This window comes from Streptomyces sp. PTL18 (genome assembly GCF_059510295.1).
This window is the reverse complement of sequence record NZ_JCAJZO010000006.1, coordinates 391,622-407,239: the sequence shown is the minus strand read 5'-3', so window position 1 is coordinate 407,239 and position 15,618 is coordinate 391,622. Positions and strand designations below refer to the sequence as shown.

Below are 15,618 nucleotides of genomic sequence, written 5' to 3'. Positions count from 1 at the left end.
GATGACCACCGACACCACCACCAAGGACGCCACCGGAGCCACCGCCCCGGGCCAGGCCGTACTCGACGCACGCGGCGTCACCATGCGCTTCGGCGGACTCACCGCGGTACGAGGCGTCGACCTCACCGTGAACAGCGGCGAGATCGTCGGTCTCATCGGCCCCAACGGCGCCGGCAAGACCACCTTCTTCAACTGCCTGACCGGGCTCTACGTCCCCACCGAAGGCGAAGTCCGCTACAAGGGCAACGTCCTGCCCCCCAAATCCTTCAAAGTCACCGCCGCAGGCATCGCCCGCACCTTCCAGAACATCCGCCTGTTCGCCAACATGACCGTGCTGGAGAACGTCCTCGTCGGCCGCCACACCCGCACCAAGGAAGGCTTCTGGTCCGCCGTCCTGCGCGGCCCCGGCTTCCACAGGGCGGAGGCCGCCTCCCGCGAACGCGCCATGGAACTCCTGGAATTCGTGGGCCTGGCAGGAAAAGCCGAACACCTCGCCCGCAACCTCCCCTACGGCGAACAACGCAAACTCGAGATCGCACGCGCCCTGGCCAGCGAACCCGGCCTGCTCCTGCTCGACGAGCCCACCGCCGGCATGAACCCCCAGGAAACACGGACCACCGAGGACCTCGTCTTCGCCATCCGCGACAAGGGAATCGCCATCCTCGTCATCGAGCACGACATGCGATTCATCTTCAACCTCTGCGACCGCGTCGCCGTCCTCGTCCAGGGCGAAAAGCTCATCGAAGGCGACAGCGCCACCGTCCAGGGCGACGAACGCGTCATCGCCGCCTACCTCGGCGAACCCTTCGAGAACGCCCCCGGCGAGGATGAGATCGCCGAGGTGGAAGCCGCCGAAGCAACGGCCGGGACCACGACGGACGCCGCGCCCGGCAAGGAGAACGACCGATGACCGCACTGCTCGAAGTCGAGGACCTCAGGGTCGCCTACGGCAAGATCGAGGCCGTCAAAGGCATCTCCTTCAAAGTCGACGCCGGCGAGATCGTCACCCTGATCGGCACCAACGGCGCCGGCAAGACCACCACCCTGCGCACCCTGTCAGGCCTGCTGAAGCCCATCGGCGGACAGATCAAGTTCAACGGCAAGTCACTGAAGAAGACCCCCGCCCACCAGGTCGTCTCCCTCGGCCTGGCCCATTCCCCCGAAGGGCGGCACATCTTCCCCCGCATGGCCATCGAGGACAACCTCCGCCTCGGAGCATTCCTGCGCAACGACAAACAGGGAATCGAAAAGGACATCCAGCGCGCCTACGACCTCTTCCCCATCCTCGGGGAACGCAGGAAGCAGGCCGCGGGCACCCTCTCCGGCGGCGAACAGCAGATGCTCGCCATGGGCCGCGCCCTGATGTCCCAGCCCAAACTGCTCATGCTCGACGAACCCTCCATGGGCCTCTCGCCGATCATGATGCAGAAGATCATGGCGACGATCGCCGAACTGAAATCCCAGGGCACCACCATCCTGCTCGTCGAACAGAACGCCCAGGCGGCCCTGTCCCTGGCCGACCACGGCCACGTGATGGAGGTCGGCAGCATCGTCCTGTCGGGCACCGGACGGAACCTGCTGCACGACGAATCGGTACGCAAGGCGTACCTCGGCGAGGACTGAGCACGCGCCCTCGGGCACACGAGGAGGCCCGCACCCCGCGACGACGGGGTGCGGGCCTCTCCCACGTGCTGCCGGCGATGTCAGCCCTTGGCGGCCTTCTTCTCCTCGGCGTCCTGAATGACCGCCTCCGCGACCTGCTGCATCGACATACGACGGTCCATCGAGGTCTTCTGGATCCACCGGAACGCAGCAGGCTCCGTCAGCCCGTACTCCGTCTGGAGAACCGACTTCGCCCGGTCCACGAGCTTCCGCGTCTCCAGCCGCTGTGAGAGGTCCGCGACCTCCTTCTCCAGCGCCTTCAGCTCAGTGAACCGCGAGACGGCCATCTCGATGGCCGGAACGACGTCACTCTTGCTGAACGGCTTCACCAGATACGCCATCGCACCCGCGTCCCGAGCCCGCTCCACCAGGTCACGCTGCGAGAACGCGGTCAGCATCAACACCGGGGCGATACGCTCCTCGGCGATCTTCTCCGCCGCGGAGATACCGTCGAGCTTCGGCATCTTCACATCGAGAATCACCAGGTCGGGCTTGTGCTCACGGGCCAGCTCGACGGCCTGCTCACCGTCGCCGGCCTCACCGACGACGGAGTAGCCCTCCTCCTCGAGCATCTCTTTGAGGTCGAGCCGGATGAGCGCCTCGTCCTCGGCGATGACCACACGGGTCGTCAGCGGAGGCACGTGCGACTTGTCGTCGTCGGGTACGGGCTGGGGCGACTCGGCGGCGGTCAACGGGGACTCCTCGTTCAGGGCAGGGGTACTGCTTTTCAGAAGCCTACCTAGCTGAACTCGGCAGGGGTCACCGGGTACACTCCGATCAGTGCTCTCGCCGGGTTGGCGGAACAGGCAGACGCTGATGTCTCAAACACATCTGTCCGAGAGGACGTGCGGGTTCGAGTCCCGCACCCGGCACTCCCAGTAAGCGGAGGACCACGTTCGCGTGGTCCTCCGCTTTTCGGTGCACACAGTCACCGCCATTGACGCAGAGTGACGGCCCCCGGGGCTGACCCCCTACTTCGGGCTGTCGTCCTCGCCGATGTGGTGGACTCGGACCATGTTCGTCGAGCCCGACACCCCCGGGGGCGAACCGGCGGTGATGACCACCACGTCGCCCTTCTCGCAGCGGCCGTACTTCAGCAGCAGCTCGTCCACCTGGTCGACCATCGCGTCCGTCGACTCCGCGTGCGGGCCGAGGAACGTCTCCACGCCCCACGTGAGGTTCAGCTGTGAGCGTGTCGCCGGCTCGGGGGTGAAGGCGAGGAGCGGGATCGGGGAGCGGTAGCGGGAGAGGCGCCGGGCGGTGTCGCCGGACTGGGTGAAGGCGACGAGGAACCTGGCGCCGAGGAAGTCGCCGATCTCGGCTGCGGCGCGGGCGACGGCGCCGCCCTGGGTGCGGGGTTTGTTGTTCTCGGTGAGGGGTGGCAGGCCCTTGGCGAGGAGGTCTTCCTCCGCCGCCTCGACGATGCGGGCCATCGTCCTGACGGTTTCGATCGGGTAGTTGCCGACGCTGGTCTCGCCGGAGAGCATCACGGCGTCCGTACCGTCGATGACCGCGTTCGCGACGTCGCTCGCCTCCGCCCTGGTCGGGCGGGAGTTCTCGATCATGGAGTCGAGCATCTGGGTGGCGACGATGACCGGTTTGGCATTGCGCTTGGCCAGTTTGACGGCGCGCTTCTGGACGAGCGGGACCTGTTCGAGCGGCATTTCCACGCCCAGGTCGCCGCGGGCGACCATGACGCCGTCGAAGGCCGCGACGATGTCGTCGATGTTCTCGACGGCCTGGGGCTTTTCCACCTTGGCGATGACGGGGAGGTGGCGGCTTTCTTCGTCCATGATGCGGTGGACGTCCTTGATGTCCCGGCCGCTGCGGACGAACGAGAGCGCGATGACGTCGAAGCCGGTGCGCAGGGCCCAGCGGAGGTCGTCCTCGTCCTTTTTGGAGAGTGCGGGGACGGAGACGGCGACGCCCGGGAGGTTGAGTCCCTTGTGGTCGGAGACCATGCCGCCTTCGAGGACGGTGGTGTGGACGCGGGGGCCGTCGACGGAGGTGACCTGGAGGCAGACCTTGCCGTCGTCGACGAGGATGCGTTCGCCGGGGGTGACGTCGTCGGCGAGCCCGGCATACGTCGTTCCGCAGGTCTGGCGGTCTCCTTCCACGCCGTCCTCGACGGTGATGGTGAAGGTGTCCCCGCGTTCAAGGAGTACGGGGCCTTCGGTGAAGCGGCCGAGTCGGATCTTCGGGCCCTGAAGGTCGGCGAGGATTCCGACGCTGCGGCCGGTTTCGTCGGCGGCCTTTCGTACGCGCTGGTAGCGCTCCTCGTGTTCGGCGTGGGTGCCGTGGCTGAGGTTGAAGCGGGCGACGTCCATTCCGGCTTCGACGAGTGCCTTGATCTGGTCGTACGAGTCGGTGGCGGGGCCCAGGGTGCAGACGATTTTTGCTCGGCGCATGGTGTGAGCCTATGACTTACCGGTCGGTAGAGAATTCGACGGACGTGACTACTCAACAACCTTTGGGTGAAGCCTTGTTATCAAGTGTTGAATTGTGCGATGGTCCGCTCCGATGAGCATCCGGCTTCCCGTATCAGAGATCCGGCTTCCGGTATCCGGGTCCCGGAATTGCCCTGGCATATTCACAGGCGCGGCGGTGTCATGGTGACCGCGGGCGGCGGTGATGCGGGCGATCCCGGGGTCGGCGTCGAGGCGCGCCTCTCCGCGGACGGCGAGGAGGGGGGCGCCGGGGGTGCCGTAGGGCGCGGGCTGTGCCGGGACGGGGTTGGCGGTCGTGGGTCTCACTGTGTCACCGGGGGCTGTGCTCTGCCCGGCCGGGCGCGGCGGTCGGCGGGTGTCCGGCCGGTCGTCGTTCGTCGGCGAGCGGGGTGAGGATCTCGGGCCGTCGGGTGGGGGGGATGTGGTCGGGTTGCTGGAGTCCGAAGGTGGTGAAGGCGGTTCGGCGGGGCAGGGGGTAGGGCTCCTTGCCGGTGAGGGTGTTGAGGATGGTGGCGCTGCGCCAGGCGGCGAGGCCGAGGTCGGGACTGCCGACGCCGTGGGTGTGCAGTTCGGCGTTCTGGACGTAGACGTGTCCGGTGACGGTCGGATCGAGCACCATGCGGAAGTGGTCGTCGATGCGGGGGCGGCCGCGCGCGTCGCGGCGCAGGTGGGGGTCGAGGCCGGCGAGGAGGCGACCGAGGGGGCGTTGGCGGTAGCCGGTGGCGAGGACGACGGCGTCGGTGGTGAGGCGGGTGCGGGTGTCCTGCTGGGCGTGTTCGAGGTGGAGTTCGATTCTGGTGGTGCCGACACGTCCGGCGGTGCGGACGCGGACCGCGGGGGTGAGGACGGTGTCGGGCCAGCCGCCGTGGAGGGTGCGGCGGTAGAGCTCGTCGTGGATGGCGGCGATGGTGCAGGCGTCGATGCCCTTGTGGAGTTGCCACTGTGCGGAGACGAGGCGGTCGCGTACGGGTTCGGCGAGGGCGTGGAAGTAGCGGGTGTAGTCGGGGGTGAAGTGTTCGAGGCCGAGCTTGGAGTACTCCATGGGGGCGAAGGCTTCGGTGCGGCCGATCCAGTGGATCCTCTCGCGGCCGGCGGGGCGGTGGCGCAGCAGGTCGAGGAAGACTTCGGCGCCCGACTGTCCGGCGCCGACGACGGTGATGTGGTCGGCGGCGAGGAGGGTGTCGCGGTGCCGGAGGTAGTCGGTGGCGTGGATGACGGGGATGCCGGGGGTTTCGACGAGGGGTACGAGGGGTTCGGGCACGTGGGGTTCGGTGCCGATGCCGAGGACGATGTTGCGCGCGTGGGTGCGGCCGAGGTCCTGGGGTCGGCCGGCTGCGTCGAGTCGGGTGTAGTCGACGTCGAAGACGTCTGTGTCGGGGTTCCAGCGGACGGCGTCGATCTGGTGGCCGAAGTGGAGTCCGGGGAGGTTGTCGGCGACCCAGCGGCAGTAGGCGTCGTATTCGGCGCGTTGGATGTGGAGGCGTTCGGCGAAGTAGAAGGGGAAGAGGCGGTCGCGGGCTTTGAGGTAGTTGAGGAAGGACCAACGGCTGGCGGGGTCGACGAGGGTCACCAGGTCGGCGAGGAAGGGGACTTGGAGGGTGGCGCCGTCGATGAGGAGGCCGGGGTGCCAGTCGAAGCCGGGGCGTTGTTCGTAGAAGGCGGTGTCGAGTTCGGCGAGGGGGTGGGCGAGGGCGGCGAGGGAGAGGTTGAACGGGCCGATGCCGATGCCGACGAGGTCGCGGGGTGCGTCAGGTGCGCAGTGGGTGGGGGTGGTCATCGGGGCGTGCTTCCTTCCACCAGGTTCAGGAGTGCGGCCAGGTCGCCGGGCCGGGTGTGGGGGTTGAGGAGGGTGGCTTTGAGCCAGAGGCGGCCGTCGAGGCGGGCGCGGCCGAGAACGGCGCGGCCGTCGTTCAGGAGGGTGCGGCGGACGGCGGCGACGGTGTCGTCGGTCGCTCCGGCGGGCCGGAACAGCACGGTGCTGATGGTGGGTGGGGCGTGCAGTTCGAAGGCGGGGTGGGCGCCGAGGAGGTCGGCGAACTCGTGTGCGCGGGCGCAGACCTCGTCGACGAGGGTGCCGAGTCCGGTGCGGCCGAGCGTTTTGAGGGTGACGGCGATCTTGAGGATGTCGGGGCGCCGGGTGGTGCGCAGGGAGTGTCCGAGGAGGTCGGGCAGGCCGGCGGCGGTGTCGTCGTCGGCGTTGAGGTAGTCGGCGCGGTGGTGCAGGGCGCGCAGGTCGTGGGGGTCGCGGACGGCGAGGAAGCCCGCGGCGATCGGCTGCCAGCCGAGTTTGTGCAGGTCCAGGGTGACGCTGTGGGCGTGCTCGAGGCCGGTGAGGAGGGCGCGGTGGCGGTCGCTGAAGAGGAGTCCGCCTCCGTAGGCGGCGTCGATGTGGAGGCGGGCGCCGTGGAAGGCGCTGAGGTCGGCGAGGTCGGGCAGGGGGTCGATGAGGCCGGCGTCGGTGGTGCCGGCCGTGGCGGCCACCAGAACGGATGGGTGGGGGCCGGGCCGGTCGGTGAGGGCGGCGTGGAGGGTGGCCGGGTCCAGGGTGCCGCGCGGGGTGGGGAGGACGACGGGTTCGGGCAGTCCGAGGAGCCAGGCGGCGCGGGTGAGGGAGTGGTGGGTGTTGGCACCGCAGACGAGGCGGACGGTGCCGTGGGCTTCGCGGGCGAGGAGGAGGGCGAGCTGGTTGGCTTCGGTGCCGCCGGTGGTGACGAGGGCGGCGGGGCCTTTCGCGTCGCGGGAGGCGGTGTCGCCGTAGACCTCTTGGGCGAGGGCCCGGGTGAGGAGTGCTTCGAGTTCGGAGGCGGCCGGGGCCTGGTCCCAGGAGTCGAGGGAGGGGTTGAGGGTCGAGGCGGCGAGATCGGCGGCGGTGGCGACGGCCAGGGGTGGGCAGTGCAGGTGGGCGGCGCACAGGGGGTCGGCGGGGTCGGCGGCGCCGGCGGCGAGGGTGTGCACCAGGGCTCGTAGGGCGTCGGGGTCGCCCTTGTCGGGCAGCACGTCACCGGCTGCGTCGCGCACCCGGGCGGCGACCGTGGCGGGGCCGCCCGCGGGCAGGGGGCCGCCGCGTGCTCGTGCGCCCTCCTGCAGGGCGTCGAGGACGGTGGCGAGCAGTGGCCGCAGGGCGCTCGGTCCGTCGGGTCCTGAGGCGAGGGGCGGCAAGCTCATGGGATGTCCTCCCGGGCGGGCGGCAAGGGTAGTCAAGCCTGGCGGCAAGGGGGTTGGACACGCCCGAAGAGGACAACGATCAGGCCTGAAAGGAGGCACTGCCCTGGTGGTGGGAGGAAGAGGCCGGGGCTGCGGGGGCGGCGCCCGGCCGGCGCCCGGTGGTGAGCCGGGCGCCGGGCGGCGGCGAGGCTATGCGCCGCGGACGCGCAGGGCCCGGGCCAGGTCGTCGAGTTCGTCGACGAGCCTGCGGCGAAGGGCCGGGACGGGGTCCGCTTCGCGCAGGCACCGTTCGCCGCGGCGGAGGGTGTCTTCGCGCACGGCATGGCGGGGGAACGCCCAGCGGCCTGCGGCGATGGCGATGGCGGGGCCGCGGCGCGCGGCGACGGCGGGCGCGTCGGTCCAGTAGCGGTCGACGTATTCCTCGACGAGGTCGGCCTGTTCGGGCTGCCAGAAGCCCTGGGCGGTGGCGGTGAACAGGTAGTTCGACAGGTCGGTCCGGTCGTCGGTGGCGAACATCGCGTCCCAGGCGTGCCGTTTGGCTTCCGCGTCGGGCAGGGCGGCGCGGCAGCGGGCGGCGCCTTCCTGGCCGGTGGCGCTGGGGTCGCGGGCGAGTTCGTCGGCGATGGCGGCCTCGTCGACGGCGCCGAGGACGGCGAGGCGGCCGAGGACGCGCCAGCGCAGTTCGGGGTCGAGTTCGGGTCCGCCGGGCACGGTGCCGTCGGCGAGCCAGGCGGCGATGGTGTCGGGGTGGGCGGCGGCGTCGATGAAGTGGCGCACCGCGATCAGGCGCAGTCCTGGGTTGTCGCCGTCCTCGGTGCGGCGGATGAGGTCGCGGCACAGTCCGGTGAGGGTGGTGAGGGCGGCGGGGCGGGCGGCCGGGGGCAGGTAGCGGTCGGCGATGTGGCCGGAGGCGAAGGCGAGGACGCCGTCGACGAGGGCCAGGTCGGTTTCGTGCGGCAGGTGGGTGCGGGCGGTGTCGAGGTAGGTGGTGGCGGGCAGTCGGCCGTCGCGGACGGCGTCGCGCAGGGCGTTCCACACGACGGCGCGGCTGAGTGGCTGGGGCAGCCCGGCGAGGGCGCTCCGGACGGTTTCGAAGGACTCGGCGTCGAAGCGGACCTTGGCGTAGGTGAGGTCGCCGTCGTTGAGCAGGAGGAGGTCGGGGCGCTTGCCGAGGGGTTGGGGGGCGGTCTGCGGGACGTCGAGGTCGAGTCGTTCGCGCAGGGCGAGGGTGCCGTGGTCGGCGATGTGGCGGTCGTAGAGGCCGACGCTGATGCGGTGCGGGCGGCTGCCGTCGTGCTCGACGGTGAGCGTGTAGGTGCCGTCGTCGGTCCGGGTGAGGTGCGGGGTGAGGGTGTCGACGCCGGTGGTGCCCAGCCAGGCGTCGGCCCAGGCGTGCACGTCACGGGCGGTGGCGCCGGCCAGGGAGTCGATGAAGTCGGCGAGGGTGGCGTTGCCGAAGCGGTGGCGGGCGAAGTGGGTGTTGATGCCGGCGAGGAAGTCCTTCTCCCCGAGCCAGGCCACCAGTTGCCGCAGCGCGGAGGCGCCCTTGGCGTAGGAGATGCCGTCGAAGTTGAGGAGCGCGGAGGCGGTGTCGTCGACCGCTTCGGGGGCGACGGGGTGGGTGGAGGGGCGCTGGTCGGCGTCGTATCCCCAGGCCTTCCGGACGACACCGAAGTCGGTCCAGGTGTCGGTGAAGCGGGTGGCTTCGGTGAGGGTCTGGTAGCCCATGTACTCGGCGAACGACTCGTTCAGCCAGATGTCGTCCCACCAGCGCAGGGTGACGAGGTCACCGAACCACATGTGGGCCATCTCGTGGGCGATGACCATGGCGCGGGTCTGGCGCTGGGTGTCGGTGACGGCGGAGCGGTAGACGAACTCGTCGCGGAAGGTGACCAGGCCGGGGTTCTCCATGGCGCCGGCGTTGAACTCGGGGACGAACGCCTGGTCGTAGGAGTCGAAGGGGTAGGGCTCCTCGAACTTCTCGTGGTAGCGGTCGAAGCACTGGCGGGTGATCTCCAGCAGTTCGTCCGCGTCGCTGTCGAGGTGGGGGGCGAGGGAGCGGCGGCAGTGGAGGCCGAAGGGCAGCCCGCGGTGCTCGGTGGTGACGGAGTGCCAGGGGCCGGCGGCGACGGCGACCAGGTAGGTGGAGATGAGGGGGGTGGTGGCGGCGTGCCACAGGCCGTCGCCGTCGTGGGTGGTGATGCCGTTGGCGAGGACGCTCCAGCCCTGGGGTGCTTTGACGGTCAGGTCGAAGACGGCCTTGAGGTCGGGCTGGTCGAAGGCGGCGAAGACGCGTTGGACGTCGTCCAGGAACAGTTGGGTGTAGACGTAGGTCTCGCCGTCGGTGGGGTCGGTGAAGCGGTGCATGCCCTCGCCGGTGCGGGAGTAGCGCATGACGGCCTCGATGCGCAGTTCGTGCCGGCCGGCGGTGAGGTCCTTCAGGGGCAGCCGGTTCTCGACGAGGGTGGCGGGGTCGAGGGGGTGTCCGTCCAGGGTGGCGGAGCGCAGCTCGGCGGGCTTGAGTTCGACGAAGGTGTCCCCGGCCGCGCGGGCGGTGAAGCCGATGACGGTACGGGAGTCGAAGGTCTCGTCGTCGCCGGTCAGGTCCAGGGAGATCGCGTAGCGGTGGACGTCGAGGAGCCGGGCACGGGTCTGCGCTTCGTCGCGCGTCAGTACGGACATGGGGGACATGCTGCCTGATGCCGCCGATCGGTCACAGGGGCGGTCCGGTACACACCCTATGTCCGTCCGTCGTCGCGTGCGCTGGTGGGTGCGCGGGGCGGCTCCGGGGCGTGGTCGTCGCGCTGTCCCGGAAGGCGGGGCTCCGGGTGTGGCAGGGCGCGCGCCGGGAGTGTGGAGCCTTCCTTGAGGCGGGCGCGCAGGGCGCGGACCTCCTGTTCCAGGGTCCGGGAGCGCTGGTGGGCGTTGTAGAGGTAGCGGACCTTGGTGCGCAGGGCCCAGGGGTCGACAGGCTTGGTCACGAGGTCGGCGACACCGAGTGCGAAGGCGGCGGAGGTGAGTTCGGCGTCGATGCCGAAGCCGGTGAGGAGGATGATCGGGATGTGCTGGGTCTGCTCCACGCGCCGCATGTAGCGCACGACGTCGAGTCCACTGACCTTGGGCATGCGCACATCCAGGAGCAGGAGGCCGACCCGGCCGCGCAGGACTTCCTTGAGTGCGGCGTCGCCGTTGGTCGCGCGGGTCACGCGGTAGCCCAGGGGGGCGAGGGCGCTTTCCAGCGCGTACAGCGTGTCCACATGGTCGTCGACGATGAGAATCCTGGCATCAGACGGCATGGCCCGAGGTCCCCTCGCTTGGGCAACCAGCTTATGCCGGAACCGTCTTACCGCGCGCACCTTTGACCGGACAACGAGCCTTTCGGCCGATTCGGAAGGCGTACACGTGAACGACGGGCGTTCGATCGATCGAGCATGCGTCCACCGACCGTCGTCCGTTCGGGATGGGCCCGGCAGCCGTGCACCGGATTGCGTCCGTGCGCCCGACCGGTGCGCCCGGCCCGTCCGGCACGTTCCGCTACGGCGGGGCGCGTCCACCCACGGGCGCGGTGCGGGAGGCGTGGCCGGCGCGGGGTCACTCGGTGGGGGTCTCCGTCGCCGACGTGGTGTCCTCGGCGATGCGCTCGTGGTGGCGGATGACCTCGGCGATGATGAAGTTGAGCAGTTTCTCGGCGAACGCGGGATCGAGTTTCGCGCTCTCGGCGAGCCGGCGCAGCCGGGCGATCTGAGCGGCCTCCCGGCCCGGGTCGGCGGGGGGCAACTGGTGCGCGGCCTTGAGGTGGCCGACCTGCTGGGTGCACTTGAAGCGCTCGGCGAGCATGTGGACGACGGCGGCGTCGATGTTGTCGATGCTGTCGCGCAGCCGGGCCAGTTCGGCGCGGACGGCCGGGTCGACGTCTGAGGCGGTGCTGTGGCGGGTGGTCATGGGCGACCACCCTACGGTGCGCGCGCCTGCCTGATCTTCGGCGTCCGCAGTGCGGATCGCTCCCCTCCGTGCGGCGTGCGCGCCATCGTCCGCCCAGGGCACACCATCCGGGTGGCAGGGCGCACCACCCCGGTGGCAGGGCGCCGCGCGTACGCCCCGCCACCGACCGCGAACGCGCCTACAGTGGAAGCACAGCCGGCGTCTCCAGGGGGTGCGGACGTGGCGAACGGCGGACCGGTCGAGCACGGCTTTCCACATCTGGACACGGTGCGGACGGCCATCACCGCGCTGTACAGGCGGCTCTCGTACGACACCATCCGCACCTTCGCGACCAGCGTGCTCCCCGGCGACGTGGCCTTCTCCGAGCAGGACGACCTGCACCTGGGCGCACAGCGGGTGGCGCGCGAGCTGGTGCGGCACTACCGGCTGCCGGACGCCCGGATGATCGTCAGCTTCCGTGAGATGACGCACGCGGCGAACGTCGAACTCGCCGCGGGCCCGGAGTACTTCGTGGAGCTCAACGACCGCTTCCGCACCCATCGCCGGGACATCGGCGCGGCTCTCGCGCACGAGGTGATGCATGTCTATCTGCACCGTCTCGGCCTGTCCTTCCCCGGCACGCGCGACAACGAGATCCTCACCGACACGGCGGCGACCTACCTGGGCGCGGGCTGGCTGCTGCTGGACGCCTTCCGCGAGGACGGGGTGTCGTCGCAGAAGCTCGGCTACCTCACGCCGGAGGAGTTCGGCTACGTCCTCGCCAAGCGGGCGCTGCTGTTCGGGGAGGACCCGGCGGTGTGGTTCACCAGCCCGCAGGCGTACTCGGCGTACACGAAGGGCATGGCGCGGGCCCGCCGCGACGAGCAGCAGCCGCCGCTGACGGCGGCCGGCTGGGCGGGCCGCCGACGCTACGCCAGGGACCGCCGTTCCGCCCAGGACCACCTGGTCGTCGGCCCGCACGCGGGCGTGCCGTACTCCTTCACCCCGGCGGGCCGCGACTCCCTGGGTGTCTGCTTCCCGTGCCCGACCTGCCACCAGCGGATCCGGGTGCCGGTGCGGGGGCGGGTGCGGGCGCGCTGCGGGCTGTGCCGCACCGTACTGGAGTGCGACACATGAGGTGCCGGCGTCTGCCCGAGCGACCGGAGTGCGGCCTGTGAGGGGTTCGACGGCGGCACGGAGGTGGCAGAGAACACCTCATATGTCTTTGCGCCCGCGCCCTCGCGGAGCGAGGGTCGAGGCATGAACACGCACGAGCCGCCGGGGCTGTTCGCGGCGGTGTACGCAGGGGACGAGGACGCGGTCCTACGGCTGCTGCGCACGGGTACGAGCCCCGAGTCGACGGATGAGGACGGCCAGACGGCGCTGTATCTGGCGGCGGTGAGCGACGCGCCGGGCGTCGCACGGCTGCTGCTGGCGGCGGGCGCCGACCCCGACCGTCTCAGCGCGGGCGCCGACGCCCCCCTGTGCGGCGCCGCCTGCGGGGGGCACACCGAGGTCGTACGGGCGCTGCTGGCGGCCGGAGCGGATCCGGATCTGGAGGAGGGGTACGGGTTCCGGGCGCTGACATGGGCGGTGCAGCGGGGCCACGCCGAGGTCGTCCGGCGGCTGCTCGCGGCCGGCGCGAACCCGGACCTGCCCGGCCCCACCGGGGAGCCTCCGCTGGTGGCGGCCGCCCGCCGCGGCTCCCCCGCCTGCGTACGGGCCCTGCTGGACCACGGCGCGCGGGCTCGACGGGAAGCCCTCTGCGAGGCGCGGCGCTGGCTGGCGCTGGACGTCGCGGCGGAGCTCCGCGCGGGGCTCGAGGCGGCGTACGGCCCGGGGCACGAGTACGTCACGCGGCGCTGGGAGCAGGAGCCCGGCACGGTGACCGTCGAGGTCCGCCTGGTGCGCGACGGCCGGCCGGCGGCGGGGAACGACCAGCAGACGGGACACCGCCTGATCGTGGGCCTGCTGGAGGCGGGACCCAGCGCCCTCACCGGGTGAGGCGCACAAGTGGGGGACGCGGGCCTCACGGCCCGCACCCCCACCGCTCCCGTGGCGCTCACGGCTCCTGGGACACTCGCTGCCCCTGCGTCGCCCAGCCCTCGTGCGCGGCCACCGCCCGCCGGGGCAGCGCCGTGCACAGCGCCGCACACACCACGAACGCGCCCGTGACCCACGGCATCGCTCGGGTCAGCGCCCGTGTCGGCCCCTGCGAGAGATGCTCGAAGAACACGGTGCCGACCACGGCCGCCCCGAGCGCACCGCCGAACTGCTGGGCCGTGGCGCACGACCGGGGACTGCTCGCGGCGTCCCCGGAAGGCGTCAGACCCGTTCGATGACCGTCACGTTGGCCTGGCCGCCGCCCTCGCACATCGTCTGCAGGCCCAGGCGGCCACCGGTGCGCTCGAGTTCGTTCAGGAGGGTGGTCATCAGCTTGGCCCCCGTGGCCCCCAGGGGATGACCCAGGGCGATGGCGCCACCGTTGACGTTGACCTTCTCCGGGTCGGCGCCGGTCTCCTTCAGCCAGGCGAGGACGACCGGGGCGAACGCCTCGTTGATGCGGCCCTCGTCGAGGGCGCGCACCGCCCGCCGGTGCGAGCGGAGGGCGTACTCCTCCTGTTCGCGGCGGGTGATGCCCCACTCGGCCGCGATCATCTCGGCGCCGACGAACTGGTTGACCGGCTGGTCGCCGTAGCGGGCCCGCCAGCCCTCACTGCCCGCGAACGGCCCCTCGGTCAGGCCGAGCGGTTCGGCGGCCTGACGGAAGGCGAAGGCGATCGGGATCTGCGACATGCTCTGCACGCCGCCCGCCACCACCAGGTCCTGGGTTCCGGACATGACGGCCTGCGCCGCGAAGTGCACGGCCTGCTGGGAGGAGCCGCACTGCCTGTCGACGGTCACGCCGGGCACCTCCTGCGGCAGCCCGGCGGCCAGCCAGCAGGTGCGGGCGATGTCCCCGGCCTGTGGCCCGACGGTGTCCAGGCAACCGAGGACGACATCCTCCACGGCTGCCGGGTCCACACCCGAGCGCTCCATGAGGGCTTTCAGGACGTGTGCGCCCAGATCGGCCGGATGGACCCGGCTGAGCCCGCCCCGGCGCCGGCCGACGGGGGTGCGGACCGCTTCGACGATGTAGGCCTCGGCCATGGTCGGCTCCTTGACTGCGGTGCACGGCTAGGTGCGCACGGCGATCCCGTCGAGCACCATCGACAGGTACTGCCGGGCGATCTCCTGCGGGCTGTGCCGTCCACCGGGCCGGTACCAGGAGGCGGCGACCCACACGGTGTCGCGCACGAACCGGTACGTGAGCCGGACGTCGAGGTCGGACCGGAAGACCCGGTCGGCGACCCCGCGCTCCAGGGTGGACAGCCAGGCCTGCTCGAACCTGCGCTGCGACTCGGCGAGGAACGCGAACCGTTCCTGCGCCGCGAGCTGCCTGGACTCCTTCTGGTAGATCGCGACGGCGGCGCGGTGCCGGTCGATCTCCCGGAAGGACTCGGTGACCAGCGCCTCGAGCGTCTCGCGAGGGCCCAGGCCGGCGTCCAGGACGGTGTCGTAGCCGGCCCAGAGCTCGTCGAGGAAGGTGCGCAGGATCTCCTCCAGCATCGACTCCTTGGAGTCGAAGTGGTAATAGAGGCTGCCCGCGAGCATCCCGGCGTGGTCGGCGATCGTGCGAACGGTGGTGGCGTTGTAGCCCTGCTCGGCGAAGACCTCGGCGGCGGTGTCGAGGAGCTCGCGGCGACGGGCGGGCGCGGCGGTCGCCTGGGGCTTCTTGTCGGTCGGCTTGGTCGGCACGGATCCATTGTGTTCCGGGGGGCGGGTCCGCCGCACCGCTCCAGGGGTGCCGGTTGCCGACGGCGACGACCTCTCCGGTCAGGTAGGGCGAACAGCCGGACGCCAGTGGGAGATCATGTCGGCTCAGGCCACGATGCCCCGTTCCCGCGCCGCCGCAAGCCACTGCGGGAACTCGGCGACCAGGCGGTCGTACAGCTCCGCGTCGGGCACCGTCCGCGGGTCCTCACCGGCGTGGAAGAACCCGGCATTGTCGACGACCCGCTTCCCGGGCACCGCCAGCTCGTCGAGCCTGCGCAGGAACTCGAACTGCTTGCTCCCCGGATCCCCGAAGCCTATGAACTGCCAGAACATGGGCAGCTCGGCGGCCTTGCACAGGTACCGTTCCGCGGCAGCTCTGTCGGTGGGGCCGCCGTCGGTCTGGAAGACGACGAGCGCGGGGTCCCCGGAGCCGCTGTCGAGGTAGTGGTCGATGACGGCGTCCATCGCCACGTGATAGGCGGTCCTGCCCATGTGCCCGAGCCCGGCGACGATCCGGTCGATGCGACCGCGGTGGTCGGCGAGGGAGATGTCGGTGACGGCGTCGATGTCCGTGGACAAAGTTCTACGTATGGTCCCCCTGAGAGGA

The 15,618-nt window shown here is 70.9% G+C and carries 14 protein-coding genes, 1 tRNA gene and 1 pseudogene; 5 read left to right on the top strand and 11 right to left on the bottom strand.

The annotated features are described in order from the left end of the window. The first annotated feature begins 1 nt into the window (after nucleotide 1). Both AC5WS8_RS15060 and AC5WS8_RS15055 read left to right on the top strand, forming a co-directional pair. Nucleotides 2-910 (top strand): ABC transporter ATP-binding protein, encoded by a 909-nt coding sequence (locus tag AC5WS8_RS15060; RefSeq protein ID WP_496103876.1) that lies wholly within the window; start codon nucleotides 2-4, stop codon nucleotides 908-910. Beyond that, on the top strand, nucleotides 907-1,623 hold the full coding sequence (locus AC5WS8_RS15055) for an ABC transporter ATP-binding protein (RefSeq protein ID WP_496103875.1): 717 nt from the start codon (nucleotides 907-909) through the stop codon (nucleotides 1,621-1,623). The genes AC5WS8_RS15060 and AC5WS8_RS15055 overlap by 4 nt, the downstream gene beginning before the upstream one ends. 80 nt (nucleotides 1,624-1,703) lie before the next feature. Here the strand turns inward: AC5WS8_RS15055 and AC5WS8_RS15050 are convergent, their stop codons facing one another. Next, nucleotides 1,704-2,354 (bottom strand): ANTAR domain-containing response regulator, encoded by a 651-nt coding sequence (locus AC5WS8_RS15050; protein WP_496103874.1) that lies wholly within the window; start codon nucleotides 2,352-2,354, stop codon nucleotides 1,704-1,706. A 96-nt stretch (nucleotides 2,355-2,450) separates the two neighbouring features. Here AC5WS8_RS15050 and AC5WS8_RS15045 point away from each other — a divergent pair. Next, nucleotides 2,451-2,534, top strand: a tRNA-Leu gene (locus AC5WS8_RS15045). Nucleotides 2,535-2,633: 99 nt separating this feature from the next. Here AC5WS8_RS15045 and pyk read toward each other — a convergent pair. The 6 genes from pyk to AC5WS8_RS15015 form a co-directional block, all read right to left on the bottom strand. Beyond that, nucleotides 2,634-4,070: a pyruvate kinase gene (pyk, locus tag AC5WS8_RS15040; protein WP_496103873.1), complete on the bottom strand. Its 1,437-nt coding sequence runs from the start codon at nucleotides 4,068-4,070 to the stop codon at nucleotides 2,634-2,636. Nucleotides 4,071-4,419: 349 nt separating this feature from the next. Next, complete coding sequence (locus AC5WS8_RS15035; RefSeq protein ID WP_496103872.1) at nucleotides 4,420-5,886, bottom strand: lysine N(6)-hydroxylase/L-ornithine N(5)-oxygenase family protein; 1,467 nt, start codon at nucleotides 5,884-5,886, stop codon at nucleotides 4,420-4,422. Further along, nucleotides 5,883-7,274 carry a pyridoxal phosphate-dependent decarboxylase family protein gene (locus AC5WS8_RS15030; protein WP_496103871.1) on the bottom strand — a complete coding sequence of 464 codons (1,392 nt, stop codon included), beginning with the start codon at nucleotides 7,272-7,274 and terminating at the stop codon, nucleotides 5,883-5,885. Before AC5WS8_RS15030 ends, AC5WS8_RS15035 begins: the two co-directional genes overlap by 4 nt. A 189-nt stretch (nucleotides 7,275-7,463) precedes the next feature. Further along, complete coding sequence (gene pepN, locus AC5WS8_RS15025) at nucleotides 7,464-9,956, bottom strand: aminopeptidase N (protein WP_496103870.1); 2,493 nt, start codon at nucleotides 9,954-9,956, stop codon at nucleotides 7,464-7,466. Between the two features lie 56 nt (nucleotides 9,957-10,012). Then, nucleotides 10,013-10,570 carry a response regulator gene (locus AC5WS8_RS15020; RefSeq protein ID WP_496103869.1) on the bottom strand — a complete coding sequence of 186 codons (558 nt, stop codon included), beginning with the start codon at nucleotides 10,568-10,570 and terminating at the stop codon, nucleotides 10,013-10,015. A 295-nt stretch (nucleotides 10,571-10,865) separates the two neighbouring features. Beyond that, complete coding sequence (locus AC5WS8_RS15015; RefSeq protein ID WP_496103868.1) at nucleotides 10,866-11,216, bottom strand: chorismate mutase; 351 nt, start codon at nucleotides 11,214-11,216, stop codon at nucleotides 10,866-10,868. A 219-nt stretch (nucleotides 11,217-11,435) separates the two neighbouring features. Between AC5WS8_RS15015 and AC5WS8_RS15010 the strand changes: the two genes are divergently transcribed. Together AC5WS8_RS15010 and AC5WS8_RS15005 are read left to right on the top strand one after the other, a co-directional pair. After that, complete coding sequence (locus tag AC5WS8_RS15010; RefSeq protein WP_496103867.1) at nucleotides 11,436-12,332, top strand: hypothetical protein; 897 nt, start codon at nucleotides 11,436-11,438, stop codon at nucleotides 12,330-12,332. 123 nt (nucleotides 12,333-12,455) lie between these two features. Beyond that, nucleotides 12,456-13,199 carry an ankyrin repeat domain-containing protein gene (locus AC5WS8_RS15005; RefSeq protein ID WP_496103866.1) on the top strand — a complete coding sequence of 248 codons (744 nt, stop codon included), beginning with the start codon at nucleotides 12,456-12,458 and terminating at the stop codon, nucleotides 13,197-13,199. A 58-nt stretch (nucleotides 13,200-13,257) separates the two neighbouring features. On the opposite strand, the gene AC5WS8_RS15000 is transcribed toward AC5WS8_RS15005, so the two are convergent. The 4 genes and pseudogenes from AC5WS8_RS15000 to AC5WS8_RS14985 form a co-directional block, all read right to left on the bottom strand. Beyond that, nucleotides 13,258-13,443: a hypothetical protein gene (locus AC5WS8_RS15000; RefSeq protein ID WP_496103865.1), complete on the bottom strand. Its 186-nt coding sequence runs from the start codon at nucleotides 13,441-13,443 to the stop codon at nucleotides 13,258-13,260. Between the two features lie 77 nt (nucleotides 13,444-13,520). After that, entirely contained in the window at nucleotides 13,521-14,345 is an 825-nt protein-coding gene (locus tag AC5WS8_RS14995; protein WP_496103864.1) for a thiolase family protein, read from the bottom strand. Between the two features lie 27 nt (nucleotides 14,346-14,372). After that, a complete protein-coding gene (locus AC5WS8_RS14990; RefSeq protein ID WP_496103863.1) occupies nucleotides 14,373-14,993 on the bottom strand; it encodes a TetR/AcrR family transcriptional regulator in 621 nt (206 codons plus the stop codon). Nucleotides 14,994-15,116: 123 nt separating this feature from the next. Then, nucleotides 15,117-15,587 (bottom strand): annotated as a pseudogene (locus tag AC5WS8_RS14985) (VWA domain-containing protein); the annotation flags it as partial. Between the last annotated feature and the right edge of the window lie 31 nt (nucleotides 15,588-15,618).